This window comes from Streptomyces sp. NPDC037271 (genome assembly GCF_055603605.1).
The window spans coordinates 271,357-287,692 of the sequence record NZ_JBVJVN010000001.1 but is presented as its reverse complement, the minus strand read 5'-3'; the positions used below and the strand labels follow the sequence as shown (position 1 = coordinate 287,692).

Annotated in this window: 12 protein-coding genes and 2 pseudogenes; 3 read left to right on the top strand and 11 right to left on the bottom strand. The window is 69.1% G+C overall.

Annotation, left to right across the window (positions count from 1 at the left end):
- Window positions 1-95: 95 nt before the first annotated feature.
- Both ACZ7G3_RS01445 and ACZ7G3_RS01440 read right to left on the bottom strand, forming a co-directional pair.
- Window positions 96-1,703, bottom strand: a complete 1,608-nt coding sequence (locus ACZ7G3_RS01445) for an alpha/beta hydrolase (protein WP_470922767.1) — start codon at window positions 1,701-1,703, stop codon at window positions 96-98.
- Window positions 1,704-1,881: 178 nt separating this feature from the next.
- Window positions 1,882-2,055 (bottom strand): annotated as a pseudogene (locus ACZ7G3_RS01440) (IS5/IS1182 family transposase); the annotation flags it as partial.
- A 243-nt stretch (window positions 2,056-2,298) separates the two neighbouring features.
- Here ACZ7G3_RS01440 and ACZ7G3_RS01435 point away from each other — a divergent pair.
- Window positions 2,299-5,016, top strand: coding sequence for an ABC transporter substrate-binding protein (locus tag ACZ7G3_RS01435; protein ID WP_470922766.1), 2,718 nt, complete (start codon window positions 2,299-2,301; stop codon window positions 5,014-5,016).
- 24 nt (window positions 5,017-5,040) lie between these two features.
- On the opposite strand, the pseudogene ACZ7G3_RS01430 reads toward ACZ7G3_RS01435, so the two are convergent.
- From ACZ7G3_RS01430 to ACZ7G3_RS01405, 6 genes and pseudogenes are all read right to left on the bottom strand, one after another.
- Window positions 5,041-5,250, bottom strand: a pseudogene (locus ACZ7G3_RS01430) (contact-dependent growth inhibition system immunity protein); the annotation flags it as partial.
- A 31-nt stretch (window positions 5,251-5,281) separates the two neighbouring features.
- Entirely contained in the window at window positions 5,282-6,529 is a 1,248-nt protein-coding gene (locus tag ACZ7G3_RS01425) for a hypothetical protein (RefSeq protein WP_470922765.1), read from the bottom strand.
- Window positions 6,530-6,796: 267 nt separating this feature from the next.
- Window positions 6,797-8,422: a chaperonin GroEL gene (gene groL / locus ACZ7G3_RS01420; RefSeq protein ID WP_426523649.1), complete on the bottom strand. Its 1,626-nt coding sequence runs from the start codon at window positions 8,420-8,422 to the stop codon at window positions 6,797-6,799.
- Window positions 8,423-8,542: 120 nt separating this feature from the next.
- Window positions 8,543-8,851 (bottom strand): co-chaperone GroES, encoded by a 309-nt coding sequence (gene groES, locus ACZ7G3_RS01415; RefSeq protein ID WP_055418319.1) that lies wholly within the window; start codon window positions 8,849-8,851, stop codon window positions 8,543-8,545.
- Between the two features lie 229 nt (window positions 8,852-9,080).
- Window positions 9,081-9,896, bottom strand: a complete 816-nt coding sequence (locus ACZ7G3_RS01410; RefSeq protein WP_470922764.1) for a polysaccharide deacetylase family protein — start codon at window positions 9,894-9,896, stop codon at window positions 9,081-9,083.
- A complete protein-coding gene (locus ACZ7G3_RS01405; RefSeq protein WP_470922763.1) occupies window positions 9,893-10,834 on the bottom strand; it encodes a polysaccharide deacetylase family protein in 942 nt (313 codons plus the stop codon). The genes ACZ7G3_RS01410 and ACZ7G3_RS01405 overlap by 4 nt, the downstream gene beginning before the upstream one ends.
- 90 nt (window positions 10,835-10,924) lie before the next feature.
- On the opposite strand from ACZ7G3_RS01405, the gene ACZ7G3_RS01400 reads away from it, so the two are divergent.
- Window positions 10,925-12,220, top strand: a complete 1,296-nt coding sequence (locus tag ACZ7G3_RS01400; protein WP_470922762.1) for a class I SAM-dependent methyltransferase — start codon at window positions 10,925-10,927, stop codon at window positions 12,218-12,220.
- A 48-nt stretch (window positions 12,221-12,268) separates the two neighbouring features.
- On the opposite strand, the gene ACZ7G3_RS01395 is transcribed toward ACZ7G3_RS01400, so the two are convergent.
- The 3 genes from ACZ7G3_RS01395 to ACZ7G3_RS01385 all read right to left on the bottom strand — a co-directional run bounded on the left by ACZ7G3_RS01395 (window position 12,269) and on the right by ACZ7G3_RS01385 (window position 15,498).
- Window positions 12,269-14,410: a GmrSD restriction endonuclease domain-containing protein gene (locus ACZ7G3_RS01395; RefSeq protein WP_470922761.1), complete on the bottom strand. Its 2,142-nt coding sequence runs from the start codon at window positions 14,408-14,410 to the stop codon at window positions 12,269-12,271.
- 96 nt (window positions 14,411-14,506) lie between these two features.
- Window positions 14,507-14,698: a hypothetical protein gene (locus ACZ7G3_RS01390; RefSeq protein WP_470922760.1), complete on the bottom strand. Its 192-nt coding sequence runs from the start codon at window positions 14,696-14,698 to the stop codon at window positions 14,507-14,509.
- An 8-nt stretch (window positions 14,699-14,706) separates the two neighbouring features.
- A complete protein-coding gene (locus ACZ7G3_RS01385) occupies window positions 14,707-15,498 on the bottom strand; it encodes a helix-turn-helix domain-containing protein (protein WP_470922759.1) in 792 nt (263 codons plus the stop codon).
- Window positions 15,499-15,833: 335 nt separating this feature from the next.
- Here ACZ7G3_RS01385 and ACZ7G3_RS01380 point away from each other — a divergent pair, with 335 nt between their 5' ends.
- Window positions 15,834-16,334, top strand: a complete 501-nt coding sequence (locus ACZ7G3_RS01380; protein ID WP_426523643.1) for an ATP-binding protein — start codon at window positions 15,834-15,836, stop codon at window positions 16,332-16,334.
- Window positions 16,335-16,336: the final 2 nt, after the last annotated feature.

The window sequence follows — 16,336 nt, the reverse complement described above, 5'->3', positions numbered from 1 at the left end:
GGCTACGCCACGGCCCTGGGTGAGTGGGCCACGGACTTGGCCGAGGTGATGGCCGTCACCGGGGCGGCGGATCGTGATGAAACGGAAACGCCGGGTCACCTCTGGGTGACGTCGGTGCAGTGGACGTCCTTGTCCGGCAGGTGGCCGGTGGTCAGGAAGCCGACGGTGGCCTTGTCGGCGCAGGCTGAGCCTGCTCCGTAGACGTAGTGCCCGCCGTTGTCGACGCCGACGAAGGCAGAGCCGTCGCCGAGGGACTTGTGCAGTCCGACGCCGCCTTCCCACGGCGTGGCATTGTCCCGGCGGTTCTGCAGGATCAGGGTGTTGCGCGGGCCGCCCTTCGCGATCTTGACAGTCGCCTCAGCCGGCTTGTCCCAGTAGGCGCATGCCCAGATGCTGGCGGGCATGCCCGCGGTGAGCGGCCACTTCTCGCGGTCGGCGGTGGTGCGGGCGGCGTAGCCGTCGACGTCGTGCGGCCATTCGGCGTCGCCGCAGGTGAGAGCCATGAACATGGTGGCCTGGTTGTCAGCGGGGATGCCCGGGGACGTCGGTGTGGCGGCGAACACCTCCTTGAGAACCTCGTTGTCGGCGGCCGTGGTGCTGCCGTGGGTCAGGTTGTCGGCGGCCTTCCAGAACTTGGCGAGCATGGGGAGGGTGTCGTTGTGCTGAAGCAGGGCGTAGGTCATGTTCCGCAGCAGCGCCCCGTCCAGCGGCACCGGTGCGCCGGGAATCGCTGCGGGCGTGCGGTCGAGCCGGTCGGCGAGGGCGAGGTAGGTCCGGGTCACCTCCGCGACGTCCGTGCCCAGCTTGAGGGTGTCGGCCTGCGCCGCGGCGACGCGGGCGGCATCGGGGAACCGGTCGGCCATGCCCTTGCCCCAGGTGTCCGCCACCTGATCGGCCCATACCTTGGTGGGGTCGACGTTGCCTTCCAGGACCATCCGGTCGGTGCGGTTCTGGAAGAGGGAGCGGTAGACGGCGCCGAGGTAGGTGCCGTAGGACTGGCCCCAGTAGGAGATCTTCTTCTCACCGAGCGCCTGGCGGATGCGGTCCATGTCGCGGGCGGTGTTGGCGGTGCTGTAGTACCGCAGGTTCTTGCCCACCGTGTCGGCGCACTGCTTGGCGGCGGCTTTGGCGAGGGCCACGTTCTTGGTGATCGAGCCGTCCGCGGCGGGATAGGGGAACAGCCCGGCCACGCTGGGGTCCTGCAGACCGCAACTCTGGGGGGTGCTGTGTGCGACGCCGCGCGGATCGAAACCGATCAGGTCGTAGCGGTCCAGCACGGACTTCGGCAGGGTGGACGCCATGGTTTCGGGCATGCCGAGACCGCCCAGGGCCGGCCCGCCGGGGTTCAGCAGCAGAACGCCATGTCGTTTCCCGGGCTTTGCGGTGGACAGCCGGGAGACCGCCAGGTCGATCTTCTCGCCGCCCGGGTTCTGGTGGTCGAGGGGCACCTTCAACGTTCCACACGCCAGGTGGGGGTCACGGGTCTGCCCCTCGGCCAGGGGCGGGCACTCGCCCCAGGTGATCTTGGCGTCACCCGCGGTCTCACCGACGCTCTCGCCGGAGGCCTTGGCCGGTTGCGAGTCCTTGGCCTCGGCATCACACGCGACCAGTGCGGCTCCTCCCAGCGTGGAGACCAGCAGAGCTGCGGCGATTCGGCGGCCTTTGGGGAAACCGTGCTGCGCGGAGCTGCGTGTCGTGGTCATGGTGTTGTCCTTGGCTACGGGGCTGGTCGGCCATGTCCGGCCGTTGTGTTGACGGTTCGAGTCAACAAGAGACCACCGGTCGCGCGCGTCACCCCGGAGAGGACAATGACACGTAGCTCGCTCGGGGGACCGGTCCTGGTCCGGCTCCGAGAGGGCGTCACCGAGCATGTGCGGCGTTGCCTCTCCCGGTCCGCGCGAGCGGGTCGTGCCGGCGCAGGTGGACCAGGGCGACGAGAGCACGCTCGTGCGGCGGGAGCTTGCAGCGGCGGTCACCCTCACGGGTGGCGATGAGCACAGCTGCCCACTCGACCAAGGCGTGAGGCAGGTCGAGTACGGCAGGACAGGGGACCAACGAGGCTCCTGTGCTGATGCGTCGAGAAGCCGAACACCTCTCTCAACGGCACAGCAGCCCCGTGCGTGCGGGACGACCGGGCCGGGATGAACGACCAGGGTCAGGACTGACGCCGTAGCTGTCCAGCGACAACTACGTCCAGGACATTTTCCTCCTTTCTGTAACGGTGCTGTCCACCCTGGGTGATCGGGCTCCTGGGCGCCGTAATCTGACCGACGGCAAACCTGGGGGGCAGGGGAGGATATGTCAATTCCGGACAATGGTGCCGACCGTATTGAAAATCGCACAATCGGCATCTACCGGCTGGTTTCCCGGCTTGGTGCGGGCGGCATGGGCGAGGTCTACCTGGCCCACTCCCCGTCGGGTCGCCGTGTAGCCGTCAAGGCGGTGCACCCGCAGCTGGCGGAGGACCCCCTGTTCCGGGCTCGGTTCCGTCAGGAAGTGGCGGCCGCCCGGAGAGTCAGCGGGGCCTTCACCGCCCCAGTGGTAGACGCCGATCCGGACGCCCAGCAACCCTGGATGGCCACGGTTTATGTTCCTGCCCCGACCCTTTCACGGCATATCCAGAACAACGGACCCATGCCCGTGGAAGAGCTGTGGCAACTCTTCGCCGGATTAGCCGAGGCTCTGCGCGACATCCACCGCGCCCAGATGATCCACCGGGACTTGAAACCCAGCAACGTACTCATTACCGATGACGGGCCACGGGTCATCGATTTCGGTATCGCCAAGGCCATCGGCCGCAGCGCCAGCGAAGTGCACACCAAGACTGGCCAAGTAATCGGCACGCCGCCGTTCATGGCTCCTGAGCAGTGGCAGGTCCCGCCGGCGATCAGTCCGGCCACCGATGTCTTCGCGCTCGGCTCGCTCCTGGTCTACGCGGCCACCGGGCGGGGGCCCTTCGACGCGGATCATCCCTATGTGACGGCCTACCAGATCGTCCATCACGATCCCGACCTGGGCACCCTGCCCGGCCCTCTGCGGACCGTCATCGAGCAGTGTCTGAACAAGAACCCGGCCCGTCGGCCCACCCCGGACGAGTTGCTCACCGTGGTGCACAGTCACCGCGCCACCACCACTACCGCGCAGGACCCGACGGAGCAGGGTGCGGTCGGCGTGCGGCACCCCGACCCGGAGGGTCCTGCGCATCAGGGTGCGGTCGGCGTGCGGCACCGGCGTCGCGGCAAACGCGGTTTCCCGCGTGCCCTCACGTCGGGACTCGCAGCCGTCAGCCTGCTGGCCGCGGGGGTTCCCATCGCGCTGAACTGGCTGCATGAGTCGTCGCAGCGGACAGCCGCCTCCGGCGCCGGATACAACGCCGCCACGGAAGGCGTCGTCAACGAGTCGACGACCAAGGGCGGCACGTTGCGGTTCGGCGCCACCCAGGAGGCCGACTCCTGGGACCCGCAGCGCTCCTACTACGGGTTCGTGTGGAACTTCGCCCGTTACTACACCCGCCAGTTGGTCACCTTCGCTCCTCAGCCGGGGCGCAAGGGCACCACCCTGGTGCCCGACCTCGCCGCCGGCCTGGGCAAGGTCTCGGACGGCGGCAGGACGTACACCTACGTACTTCGTGACGGCATCACGTGGGAGGACGGTTCGCCGGTCACTTCGCAGGACATCAAGTACGGCTTCGAGCGGAGCTGGGCCAGTGATGTCGTCTCCGGCGGCCCTGCCCACCTCCAGGCGGTCCTCGACCCGAAGAAGACCTACGAGGGGCCGTACAAGGACGAGGATCCGCAGAAGCTGGGCCTGGGTGCCATCGAGACCCCCGACAGCAAGACGATCGTCTTCCATCTGTCCGAGCCGAACGGCGACTTCGAGGAGATGCTGGCTCTGCCGGTGGCGTCCCCGGTCAAGAGGGAGCGTGACACCGGCAGCGTGTACGAACTGAGACCTTTCTCATCGGGTCCGTACAAGTTCGCGTCATACGACCCGCACCGCAAGCTGGTCCTGGTCCGCAACGAACACTGGAACGAGGAATCGGACCGGATCCGGCCGGCGCTTCCCGATCGTATCGAGGTCACCTTCGTCGCCGATGCGAACGACCTGGACAAGCGACTCCTCAGTGGTGAACTCGACCTCGATCTGAACGGGACGGGACTCAGCCAGGCCGCCATCTCCAAGGCGCAGGGAAACGCCGACCTCAGGAGTCACCTGGACAATCCGAGCACCGGATTCGTCAGGTATGCGGCCTTTCCTCAGTCGGTCCAGCCGATGAACAACATCCACTGCCGTAAAGCCGTCATCCTCGCCGCCGACAACAAGGCGCTTCAGACGGCCCGAGGCGGACCGGTCAACGGTGGCGACATCGCCCCCCACATGCTCCCTCCGTCCATTACAGGCTCCGACCCGACCTACGACCCTTATGGGGCGCTCGACAAAAACGGCAAGCCAGACCTCGAGCAAGCCAGGAAGGAACTCCAGGCGTGCGGCAAGCCGAACGGCTTCTCCACGACCATTGCCGTGCGCAAAAACGTACCAGTCGAGGTGGACACCGCTGTAGCCCTGCAGAAGCAGCTGAAGAAGGTCGGCATCAACACCACGATCGAAAAGATCGACGGCGCCGCGACCTTTGACGTGATTGAGTCACCCAAGGCGGTGAAGGACAGAGGATACGGCATCATCCTCATGGGTTTCGCAGCGGATTTCCCGACCGGTCAGGGTTTCCTTCGGCCTTTGGTCGACGGGCGATTCATCTTGAAGGAGGGCAACAACAACTACACCGAGCTCGACGATCCGGAGATCAACGCACTGTTCGACGACGCGATCGCCGAGCGAGATCCGGTCAAGGCGGGAAGCATCTACCGGCAGATCAACCGCAAAGTCTCCGAGCATGCTGTCTACCTGCCCTTCACTTACGAGAAGATCATGATGTGGCGCGGTCCCCGAGTGACCAACGCGTATACGACGGACGCCTATTACGGTCGCTACGACTACGTGTCGCTGGGCGTGAAGTAGAGAGCTTGCGGGACGACCGGGCCACTATGCCGCGGCGATCCTCCGGCGAACCGAGTCGAGCCATTTCCGCAGAGACGTCCCTCGTGGCGGCAGGAGGTCGAGCCCCCATGCCGTGGTCGCGGTGCGGAGTTCCTGTTCCGACGACACCCTTTCCAGAAGCTCACCGATTTCCTGAGCCGCCTGTACGCGGTCCTGCGGATCGGCTTCGCCGACGTACTCGCCGACGTACTCGTCGAGGGCCTCTTCGCAGGACGCGTAGAAGTCGTCACAACAGCCCGCTCAGCGGCAGTACGCGCTCGGCGAGCCGCCCCCGCAGCCTTCCCCCGGCGGTGTCGGCCTCCGTGAGCCAGTCGGCGGTGACCAGCAGCCCGGCGTGCTCGGCGACGTCCTCGGGTCGCAGCGCGCAGAACGAGGCGACCGTGTCCAGCGGGAGACCGTCGCCGTCCTCGCCGGCGCCTCCGAGGCGTCCGTCGGGATGGCTGTGGGCGGCGGTGTAGACGGCGAGGAGCCGGGTGGCGGCGCCCGCCTTCTTCTTACGGAGCTTCCGGTCGCCCACCACCTTCTGCGCCCACCCCGAGAGCCTCGCCCGGGTGACCTTGCCGAAGAGGAACGGGCGGGGCGCGGCAGGCAGCAGCGAGGGGACCGTGACCTGGGCGGGCTCCTCGGGCCGGGACGTCAGCGCGTCGTCGACGGAGACGTCCTGGGGCAGCCGCAGCCAGCCCACGTCGACCAGCTGCTGGAGCACCCGCTCGGCATCTCCCTGCAGCCAGCCGCTGAAGTCCTGCCCGGTGACGTTCCCGATGCCGGCGCGCGCGGCCCGCAGGGTGAGCATCAGCACCGCGAGCCGCGCCTCGGCCTCGGGGAGCGGGGAGCCGACCCGGACGTGCTCCAGCACACTGCGGGCGTGGACGGCCTGGCCCCGGGTCAGCAACCGCTCGACCACCGGCCCGTCCCCGTCCACCGGGACACCGAGGCGGTTGGCGTTCATCTCGCGGGTGGTCCGCGCGGCGGTCGCCGCCCGGTCCGCTTCTTCCCGCAGGGACGCGTCGTCGGTGACGACGGCCCACGCGGCGAAGGCACGGGCCTTGCGGTCGTGGAGTTCGGCGAGGACGGCGAGGTCAGGTTCGGGGCGCCGCTGGTACGCGCGGAAGGCGTCCCCGAGTTCGGTCAGCTCCAGCCGCAGCACGTCGGGCTGGAGGTCGTCGGGCACGATCCGCTGCGCGATCTTCGCCCATCGCCCCGCGCTCCGGGGCCCGGCCGGGACACCACCCGGCCGGGGACGCGGGGCACGCGGGGCAGGCCTGGCGTGCGGGACAGAGCCGTCCCGGGCACCGGCGGCACCGGGGCGGGCGGAGGCGGGGGCCGCCGACGGCGACCCACTGCCGGGAGCGTCGGAGAACAGCACCGGTCCACCGCCGGTCTCCGCCCCCCGGCCCGTCCGCGCCCTCTCCGTACGCCCCCTGCCGATGCCGTCCACGAACAGCTCGCCCCCGCCATCAGTGCCCGCGTTCACGCGATGCCGCCCTCTCCCTAGCCGAACCTGCGACCTCCCGCCCGCTGCGGGCGCAGCCACCTGACGTTACGTCGCCCGGGCACGAGGCCGGCCACGGACGGAGGTGGATCACACGTTCGGGTGACGGGTCTACTCCCGCGTACACCGACCGCGCGCGGCTGATACGAGGACGAGGGGCGGACGCGCTGCCGTGAACGCGCGGTGCCCGGCACCCCCGAAGGGGTACCGGGCACCGTCGGCTCGGTTCAGCTCAGCTCAGCGCTGCGCTCAGTGCGAGTGGCCGTGGCCGTGGCCCGCGGCGGCCGGCTCTTCCTCTTCCTTCTTCTCGACGACCAGGGTCTCGGTCGTCAGGAGGAGGGAGGCGATGGAGGCGGCGTTCTCCAGGGCGGAGCGGGTGACCTTCACCGGGTCGATGACGCCGGCCTTGACCAGGTCGCCGTACTCGCCGGTGGCGGCGTTGAAGCCCTGGCCCTTGTCGAGCTCGGCGACCTTGGAGGTGATGACGTAGCCCTCCAGGCCGGCGTTCTCGGCGATCCAGCGCAGCGGCTCGACGGCGGCGCGGCGGACGACCGCGACACCGGTGGCCTCGTCACCGGTCTTGCCGAGGTTGCCCTCGAGGACCTTGACGGCGTGGACCAGCGCGGAGCCACCACCGGAGACGATGCCCTCCTCGACCGCGGCGCGGGTCGCGGAGATGGCGTCCTCCAGACGGTGCTTGCGCTCCTTCAGCTCCACCTCGGTGGCGGCGCCGACCTTGATCACGCACACGCCGCCGGCCAGCTTCGCGAGGCGCTCCTGGAGCTTCTCGCGGTCCCAGTCGGAGTCCGTGTTCTCGATCTCGGCCTTGATCTGGTTGATGCGGCCCTCGACCTCGTCGCGCTTGCCGGCACCGTCGACGATCGTGGTGTCGTCCTTGGTGACGGTGATGCGACGGGCGGTGCCGAGCACCTCCAGGCCGACCTGGTCGAGCTTGAGGCCGACCTCCTCGGAGATGACCGTGGCGCCGGTGAGGACGGCCATGTCCTGCAGCATCGCCTTGCGGCGGTCGCCGAAGCCGGGGGCCTTGACGGCCACCGCGTTGAACGTGCCGCGGATCTTGTTGACGACGAGGGTGGAGAGCGCCTCGCCCTCCAGGTCCTCGGCGATGATCAGCAGCGGCTTCGAGGCACCCGCCTGGATGACCTTCTCCAGCAGCGGCAGCAGGTCCGCGATGGAGGAGATCTTGCCCTGGTTGATGAGGATGTAGGGGTCCTCCAGGACGGCTTCCATGCGCTCCTGGTCCGTCACGAAGTACGGCGACAGGTAGCCCTTGTCGAAGGCCATGCCCTCGGTGAAGTCCAGCTCCAGACCGAAGGTGTTGGACTCCTCGACGGTGATGACACCGTCCTTGCCGACCTTGTCCATCGCCTCGGCGATCAGCTCGCCGACCTGCTGGTCCTGGGCGGACAGCGCGGCCACGGCGGCGATGTCGGACTTCTCCTCGATCGGGCGCGCGGTGGCGAGGAGGTCCTCGGACACGGCGGCGACGGCCGCGTCGATGCCCTTCTTCAGCAGCGCCGGGGAGGCACCCGCGGCGACGTTCCGCAGGCCCTCGCGGACCAGCGCCTGGGCCAGGACGGTGGCGGTGGTGGTGCCGTCACCCGCGATGTCGTTGGTCTTGGTCGCCACCTCCTTCACCAGCTGGGCACCGAGGTTCTCGTACGGGTCCTCGATCTCGACCTCGCGGGCGATCGTGACACCGTCGTTGGTGATGGTCGGGGCGCCGAACTTCTTGTCGATGACGACGTTGCGGCCCTTGGGGCCGATCGTCACCTTCACCGTGTCGGCGAGCTTGTTGACGCCGCGCTCGAGGGCGCGACGGGCGTCCTCGTCGAACTTCAGGATCTTCGCCATGGGAGCGTGAGCCCTCTTCCGGAAATCTCGGGGTTATACGGCGCTGCGCCCCTGGCGCCCGGCTTTTTTATGGTCGCGGGAGCCAGGGGCGCAGCTGGAAAGCAAGGTGCTTCGGGTGAATTACTTCTCGACGATCGCGAGCACGTCGCGGGCCGAGAGGACGAGGTACTCCTCGCCGTTGTACTTCACCTCGGTGCCGCCGTACTTGCTGTAGAGCACGACGTCGCCGACGGTGACGTCGAGCGGAAGACGGTTGCCGTCCTCGAAGCGGCCCGGGCCGACGGCCAGGACGACGCCCTCCTGGGGCTTCTCCTTGGCCGTGTCCGGAATGACCAGGCCCGAAGCCGTGGTCTGCTCGGCGTCGAGCGGCTGGACCACAATGCGGTCCTCGAGCGGCTTGATGGCAACCTTGGAGCTGGTGGTCGTCACGATCCGACCTCCCCCTTCGGAGATCTCACGGGGTTAACTGTCTGAGGTGGCGACCAGGTGGATCCGTCGTCGCGGGTGCCGGACCTGCCCGTCGCGTCATTGGCACTCTCCAGTGGGGAGTGCCAGAGCCGAGACTATGACCGCGATTAGCACTCGGTCAAGCGGAGTGCCAATGTCGGCGGCGCGTCGGGAGGGATTCGGGGGATCTCGCACCGAACCGGGGCCGGTGTCAGAGGTAGTCCCCCAGGCGTCCCACCCGCAGACCCTGCTCCTCGATCTCCTCCAGCAAACGCCCGGTGCGCGCGCTCACGCCCACGCCCGTCGGGTGGTCCGGGGCGACGGACACGATGTCGCCCGGGTGGAGGCGGTGGTCGCCGCGGGCGTAGGTGAGGTCCCCGCCGGCGTTCAGGGTCGCCCGCCACAGGACGACGGCCGTGATGCCGCAGTCGGCGGCGGCGCGCAGGGTCGTGGTGTCGTACGTGCCGTAGGGCGGGCGGAAGAGATGCGGGCGGACGCCGAAGCGGGACTTGAGCTTGGTCTGCTGGCCGCAGATCTCGGCGCGCTGGCCGGCGTAGGGCAGGCCGCGCAGGGAACGGTGGTCGAGGGTGTGGTTCTGCAGGTTCGCGCCGACCGAGCGCAGCCGGGCGAAGTGGCCGTACGCCGGTCCGGCGACGGTGTCGGTGAGGAACAGGGTGACCGGGAGCCGTCGTTCGCGGACCAGGCCGGCGAAGTGCGGGTCGCGTTCGGCGCTGTCGTCGAAGGTGAGGAAGACGACCGGGTCGGTGGTGCGGACGTGGTCCACGACGGGCGGCAGGGCCTGTCCCCGTCCGTCACCTTGACCGGCACCGTGCCCGTTGCCCTGACCGGCACCTTGCCCACTGCCCTGACTGCTGCTCGGCCCGTTGCCCTGACTGCTGCCCCGGATCCCCGCCCGGGCCTGCTCCGCGACGGGCGGGGGTTCGGCGGGGCCCGCGAACTGTGCGCAGCCGGTGAGCAGTACGGCGGCCAGGGCGGCCCCGGTCGGCCGGAACCGCCCGCACCTCACAGGTAGTCCTCCAGCCGGGCCACCGCGTATCCCTCCGCCGTCACCTTGTCGAGGAACTCGCGGACCATGTCGCGCATGGTGCCGCCCCAGTCGTCCTCGCCCCGGAAGTGGGTGAGGACGATGTCGCCGGGGTGGATCTCGCGGTCCCACTCGCGGTAGTCCCAGTGGTCGGCGAAGACCTCCGCGTTCCAGATCGGGGCGTACTCGATGCCGCAGGCCTTGGCGGCGCGCAGGGTGTCGCGGTTGTAGTTGCCGTAGGGCGGACGGAAGAGGGTCGGGCGCTCGCCGTAGCGCGCCTCGATCACGTCCTGCATGCCGCAGATCTCGCGCTTCTGTCCGGCGTAGGACAGGCCGGGCAGGTAGGGGTGGTGGAGGGTGTGGTTGTTGAGGGTGACGCCGCGGTCCTGCATCCTCCCGAAGTAGCCGTAGTCCTCCTTCGCCAGGTAGTCGCTGATGAAGGCGGTGTACGGGATCTTCAGCTCGCTCATCATCCGCAGGAACGCCGGGTCCTTCTCGGCGCCGTCGTCGATGGTGAGGAAGACGATCTTCTCCTTGGTGGGGATCGAGGTGAAGACCGGCGGGAGGTTCTCCTGGCCGTCCACCTCGAAGCCCTCGCGCGCCTTGATCTCCGGCTTCTTCTCGGGGGGCGGGGGCGCCGTCAGCGGGACCTTCTCCAGCTTCCAGCGCTTGGCGGCGGCGACCCGGGCCGCCCGGGCCGCGCGCAGCTCGGACGCGTAGGCGTCGAGCGCGCGGGCCGGGGGTGCCTGCAGGGGCTCCCCGCCGGCGCCCTGCCCCTGGGAGGCGTCCTGCGCACAGCCGGAGGACGCGAGGGCGGCGAGGGCGAGGGCGGCGAGGCCGCCGCGCGTCCGGAACCCCGGAGAGGACGCCCGGAACACTCCGCACGCCCGGCTTTTGTCGGTTTGTACGACTGCTCGCATGGTGCCGGATCCTCGCAGCCCCCGGCCGTCGGACCCCGCCCGACACCGCGCCGGAGGCACACCGTCCACCGACTGGCCCACAATGTTCCGGTGAACGACCTCGACGCCCTCCTCGCCCTGCTCACCCCCGAGGGCCGCGCCCTCCTCGACGAGGTGCGCGACACCGACCCCGCGCGGGAACTGGCGGTCGCGACCCGGCTGCGGCGCACGCATCCGGCCGGGCTGGTGTCCGCGGCGCTCGGGCAGGCGCGGCTGCGGCAGCGGGCGGTGGCGAAGTTCGGTGCCGAGGACGCCGGGCGGATGTTCTTCACCCCCAACGGGGTCGAGCAGTCGACGCGGGCGAGCGTGGCCGCGTACCGGGCCGGGCGGATGGCGACGCTGGGCGTGACCTCCGTCGCCGACCTGTGCTGCGGGATCGGCGGTGACGCGATCGCGCTCGCCCGGGCCGGGATCCGGGTGCTGGCCGTGGACCGGGACCCGGCGACCGCGGCGGCGGCCCGCGCCAACGCCGAGGCACTGGGGCTGGGTGAGCTGATCGAGGTGCGCGAGGCGGATGTGACGGAGGTGGAGACGCGTGGGTACGACGCCGTGTTCGTCGACCCCGCGCGGCGCGGAGGGCGCGGGAGGATCTTCGACCCGGAGGCGTACTCGCCACCGCTGTCCTGGGCCGTGGAGGCGGCCCGTACGGCCTCCCGCGCCGCCGCGCTGAAGGTCGCGCCCGGCATTCCGCACGAGGCGGTGCCGGAGGACGCCGAGGCCGAGTGGATCTCCGACGGCGGGGACGTGAAGGAGGCGGTGCTGTGGTTCGGCGGCGCGCCGGGGGCGGTGGCGCCAGGGGTGGTGGCACCGGGGGCGGTGGCGCCAGGGACTGTGACGCTGGGGGCGGTGCGGGCCACGCTGCTGCCGGGGCCCCGCACCCTGCTCGGCGCCGGCCTGCCCGACCCGGAGGTCCGCCCTCCCGGCCGCTACCTGTACGAGCCGGACGGCGCCGTCATCCGCGCCCACCTCGTCGCCGAGGTCGCCGAGCAGGTCGGCGGCGGGCTGCTGGACGCGACCATCGCCTACGTCACCGCGGACGAGCTGCGGCCGACGCCGTACGCCACGGCGTACGAGATCACCGACCGGATGCCGTTCAACGTCAAGAAGCTGAAGGCGCTGCTGAGGGAGCGCGAGGTCGGCACGCTGACCGTGAAGAAGCGGGGCTCGGCGGTCGAGCCGGAGGAACTGCGGCGGAAGGTCAAGCCACAGGGCCCCAACGCGGCCACGGTGTTCATGACCCGGGTCGCGGGGGCACCGACGATGCTGATCGGGCACCCGGTGGGCAGGCCTGCCCGCTCGGCCCCGGTCCCCGGCCCGGCGGATCAGCGGCCCCCTGAGAGTGCTTGACTGTGGTTGCGGGCGAAACCGTCACCGCTCCGGGGCATGCGCCAGCCGTCAGACGAGCCCCTTCTCCAGCGCCTCACGCCTGACCTCGACGAGCCGTGGCTCTCGGTCGCCGAGCCGGGCGCGCCAGAAGTTCCATCCGGGGCACGCCTTCGTCTGGAGGACGAATTCCCCGGCTGCGGACAGGGATCCGAAGCTCTCGCCGGAGGCCACCTGGATCCGGCCGTCGTCGAGTACCCGGGCGTGGAACTCTTCGTTACGGCGCCGCCCCACGAGCTGGGCTCCCCTGGGCAGGAGACCCTTGGCGACGAGATCGGTGACCGCGACGTCGTACCGTGCCCGGGTCCGTGTGCGAGAGCGGTCGGGACGCTGTGCGGGGACGACCGAAGCGCCGAAGGAGGCCGCGGGGTTCCAGATGATCTCGCACAGCCGTCGGTAGAGGTCCTGTCGCGTGCGGATCGCCGCCTTGTCGAACTTGGGGAAGGCGCGAAGTGCGCGGTCGAGCTTGTGCTGCTTGACGAACCTGTTGAAGGGGGCGTTGCGCTCCCGGTGTTTGGGGTGCAGCGCGCCGGCGAGATGATTCTGCCGCTGGTAGTAGTCGAGCTTCTCCTCGTACGGAAGATCCTGGTAGCTGGCGTTGTCCGACTTCTGGAGCAGCAGCAGCGCGCCCAGGCGGTTGCGGTAGGAGTCGAACTCGGCGTGGGTCGGCGTCTCCGGCTGGTAGCGGTCGAAGTGGTTGGCCCAGATGTGCTCGATCTCGAAGGGCCGTCGGCTGTCGAGGTACCTGCTCATGTCGTCGCCCCGTGCGCAGGACGTCTCGACGTAGCCGGTGAGGCGGGCGAGGAGGTAGCGCACCTGGCGGCGGTTGTTGGACCGTAGGCCGTAGGTGTTCATGCCGGTGAAGTCGTAGTCCAGGGCGGCGACCTCGCGGGCGAGTACCTCCCGGAGCCTGTCGACGCCGATGCCGCCACGCAGGAGACCGACGAGCCTGACGGCCTCGCGGTCGAGGTCGGCGCCCGAGGCGGGCAGGTCGTTGACGAGGCGGCGTACGAAGACGAGGTCGAGGTAGTCGGCGATGAGCTTCGCCTTGGCCTTGAAAGCGGAGATGTCGTCGCCGGGACTGATCGCGGCCAGGATGGGGGCGGCCTGCATGGAGATGCCGTTGTAGGCGTTGAAGTAGACGCCGCTGAGCTCGGGAACGTAGTTGGTGGCTGCCGAAGCCAGTGTGAGGTACCTCCTGGCGTTCCCCGCCAGATCGTCGATGAGCCTGCGGTGATCCGACGAGCGCGTCAGTTCCAGGCGGGCCGCGTTGTCCTTGATCCAAGTGTGGAAGGGGCCGTTGATCTTCTCCACGTCCCCGGAGAGTTCGTCCGAGTCCTTGCCTGTACCGACCTCCGCGTACCGGCCGATCAGGTAGGTCTTGATGAACTCGCTGGGGGCGTTCACGTCGACACCGGCCAGCTCGGAGATCATCTGACGCCAGACGTTCGCGGCGCCGCCCGCGTGCTCGGTGTCGACCTCGGACAGCAGGAAGCTCTTCAGCAGGTCGATGGGGCCGAGTCGTACCCCTCGGTCGTTCATCGACTCGTACATCTCCCACCCCTGCTCCGAGGTGGCCGCCCGGATACCCACCATGCAGACGCCGTCCAGGAGCCAGTCGACGAAGTAGGGCAGTGCGTCGCCGCGCAGATCGTCCGGGAACTCCTCACGGAAGACGCGGGACGCGTCCCACAGCCTGCGCAGGGCACCGGAGGCGCCTTCGGGGAGGGCGTAGTCGTTGTCCTTGAAGACCTCGTCCAGGAACTGTCGGCGTTCCGGGATGTCGAGGGTGTGGACGGACTTCCCGAACTTACGGGTCTCGATGAGGCCGGCCAGCCTCGCCGCGTCGTGGTCGAGATCCTGGGCCCGCAGTAGTTCGCGGAGGTAGACCAGCATCAGGTGCAGCGTCGTGATGCGCTGCTGCCCGTCCACGAGGTAGGTGACGGACGCGTCTACGTGGTAGACGTACGGGCCCATGAAGTAGGGCTGGTATCGGGCGACGTGTTCCCGGTCGTGTTCGAGCTTCCAGTTCTCGACGAACTTCTTGCGCAGGTCTTCGATGAGGCGGCGCACGTCCGTACGTCCCCAGGTGAAGTCACGCTGGTAGCTGTCCAACTGGTAGCGATGGCCGGTGAACACCTCCTCGATCGTCATTGCCTTGCTCTGGATCAGGTTCTCCAGCAACGCGCCCCCCGGGCCTTCGTGATCGTTCCCTCCCACACCCAGCCTGCACCGGGCGGAATGTTGAGACTAGAGGAGGTGGTCGGCCTTGCCTGCCTTGATGTCCAGGATGAGCTGCGCGAGGGCCTCACGGGTGTCGGTGAGGGGGTGGTCCTCGCGGCCGGCTACGGCGATGTAGGCGTTGCCCTCAACGTCCGTCCCCAGGCGGAAACAGTTGGCGCCTTCACCGCAGAAGGGGTCTTCCCAAGTGATGTCCGGCACGGCGTCTCCTAGAGATCGTTGACGAGGGAGTGGATGAAATCGCTCGATGCGCCAGGGGCGAGGGCAACTGCCCCCGCAGCGCCCAAGTGCGCCTGGTACTTGCGCAGCTGCATCTCCGAGTCGATGAACTCCGGCCCATGCGTACTGTCCAACTCGACCGTGTCGAGCTGGGGAACGTCGGCCTGGAGATAGGTCACCGATTGGCCTGCGCCGGGAAAGGCACCGGCTCCGAATGTGATCACCCGCAGAGTGACGTTCTCCCGTTCGGAAGCGAGCAGCAGCTCTCCCAACTGCCTTCGTGCGACAGCCGGGCCGCCGAACTGCATGCGCAGTGCCGCCTCATGGACGATGACGTCGAGCTGCGGCGGGTCGGTGCGGTCGAGGATGCGCTGCCGATCGACGCGATGGGCGAGACGCACGTCTATGTCGGCCTTCGGCAGCGGAGGAATGACCGCTTCGAATACGGCGCGGGCGTGGTCCTCGGTCTGAAGCAGGCCGGGAAGATGAACGCTGAGGATGAAGCGCAGGCCCCGCGCATGCCACTCCAGCTCCGCGATGTCCAGCAGGCCTGCGGGGAGTTGGCCTCGGTAGCCCTTCCACCAGCCCTTGGTGCGGTCGCCGGCCATGGCGGCCAAGGCCTCGACGTAGCCCTGATCCGTGCAACCGTAATTGCTGGCGAGGGTCTGTACGCGGGCACCACTGACGGGGGCTCGTCCGGACTCCATGTTCGGAATGTTCGTGCGTGGGACGCCAAGCAATCCGGCCGCATGCTCCGTCGTCATACCGGCGGCCTGGCGCATCTTCCGCAACTCGGCACCAAGGCGCCGCTGACGCTCAGTCGGGGCACTTCTCGCTACCAAAGCCGGCTCCATTTCAGATGTTTGACGGGGTCAGTCTGCCCGGACACGGCCTGGAAGGTCCACCCGGCCATTTCACTCATGGAGTTACATGTACCTCCACGATGCGCTACTTTGAGTAGCGCATCAGCAACGCGAAGTTATGCAGCTGGAAGTGCATCGCGCGAGCCTGCCCGCGCCCTCCTGCCCTGGGAGGGGTGGGTTCGCGTCAGGGAGACAGGCCACCGGCTGCGCGCGCCCCGACCTTCATCTGCTCTCTTCCGTAAAGGGGATTCGCCATGTCTGCGACAGCATCCGTCACCCTGTGCCCCGTCTCGTCGGACGTGCTTCCGGCGACCAAGCCCACACCCGACAGCCTCGCCTACAGCCTCACCCTGCCCGCCGCCCCGGCCAGCGCGGCGATGGCCCGTGCGGCGACTCGCGCCGCCCTTCACCTGCACGGACTCGGGGACGTGACCGAGGCCGTGGTGCAGACGGTGAGCGAACTGGCCGCCTGCGCCGGCCGTTTCAGCGCCGCCGACGACATCTACGTGTCCCTACGGCACCGCGACGGAACGGTCCGGGTGATCGTCTACGACGGTCACCCCCGGCACGCCCATCCGCGTCTCTCCGCGGCGTGCGACGCCCGGCGCAAGGCGACTCTCCGTGTCCTCACCGCGGTCGTCCGCTCCTGCGGGGGCACCTGGGGGCTCGACGCGGCCCGGCAACCGGGCGGCGGCACGCGGATGTGGGCGGTCCTGCCGACCGCCGGGGCGCGGGCGTACGGGAAGAGGCGATGACC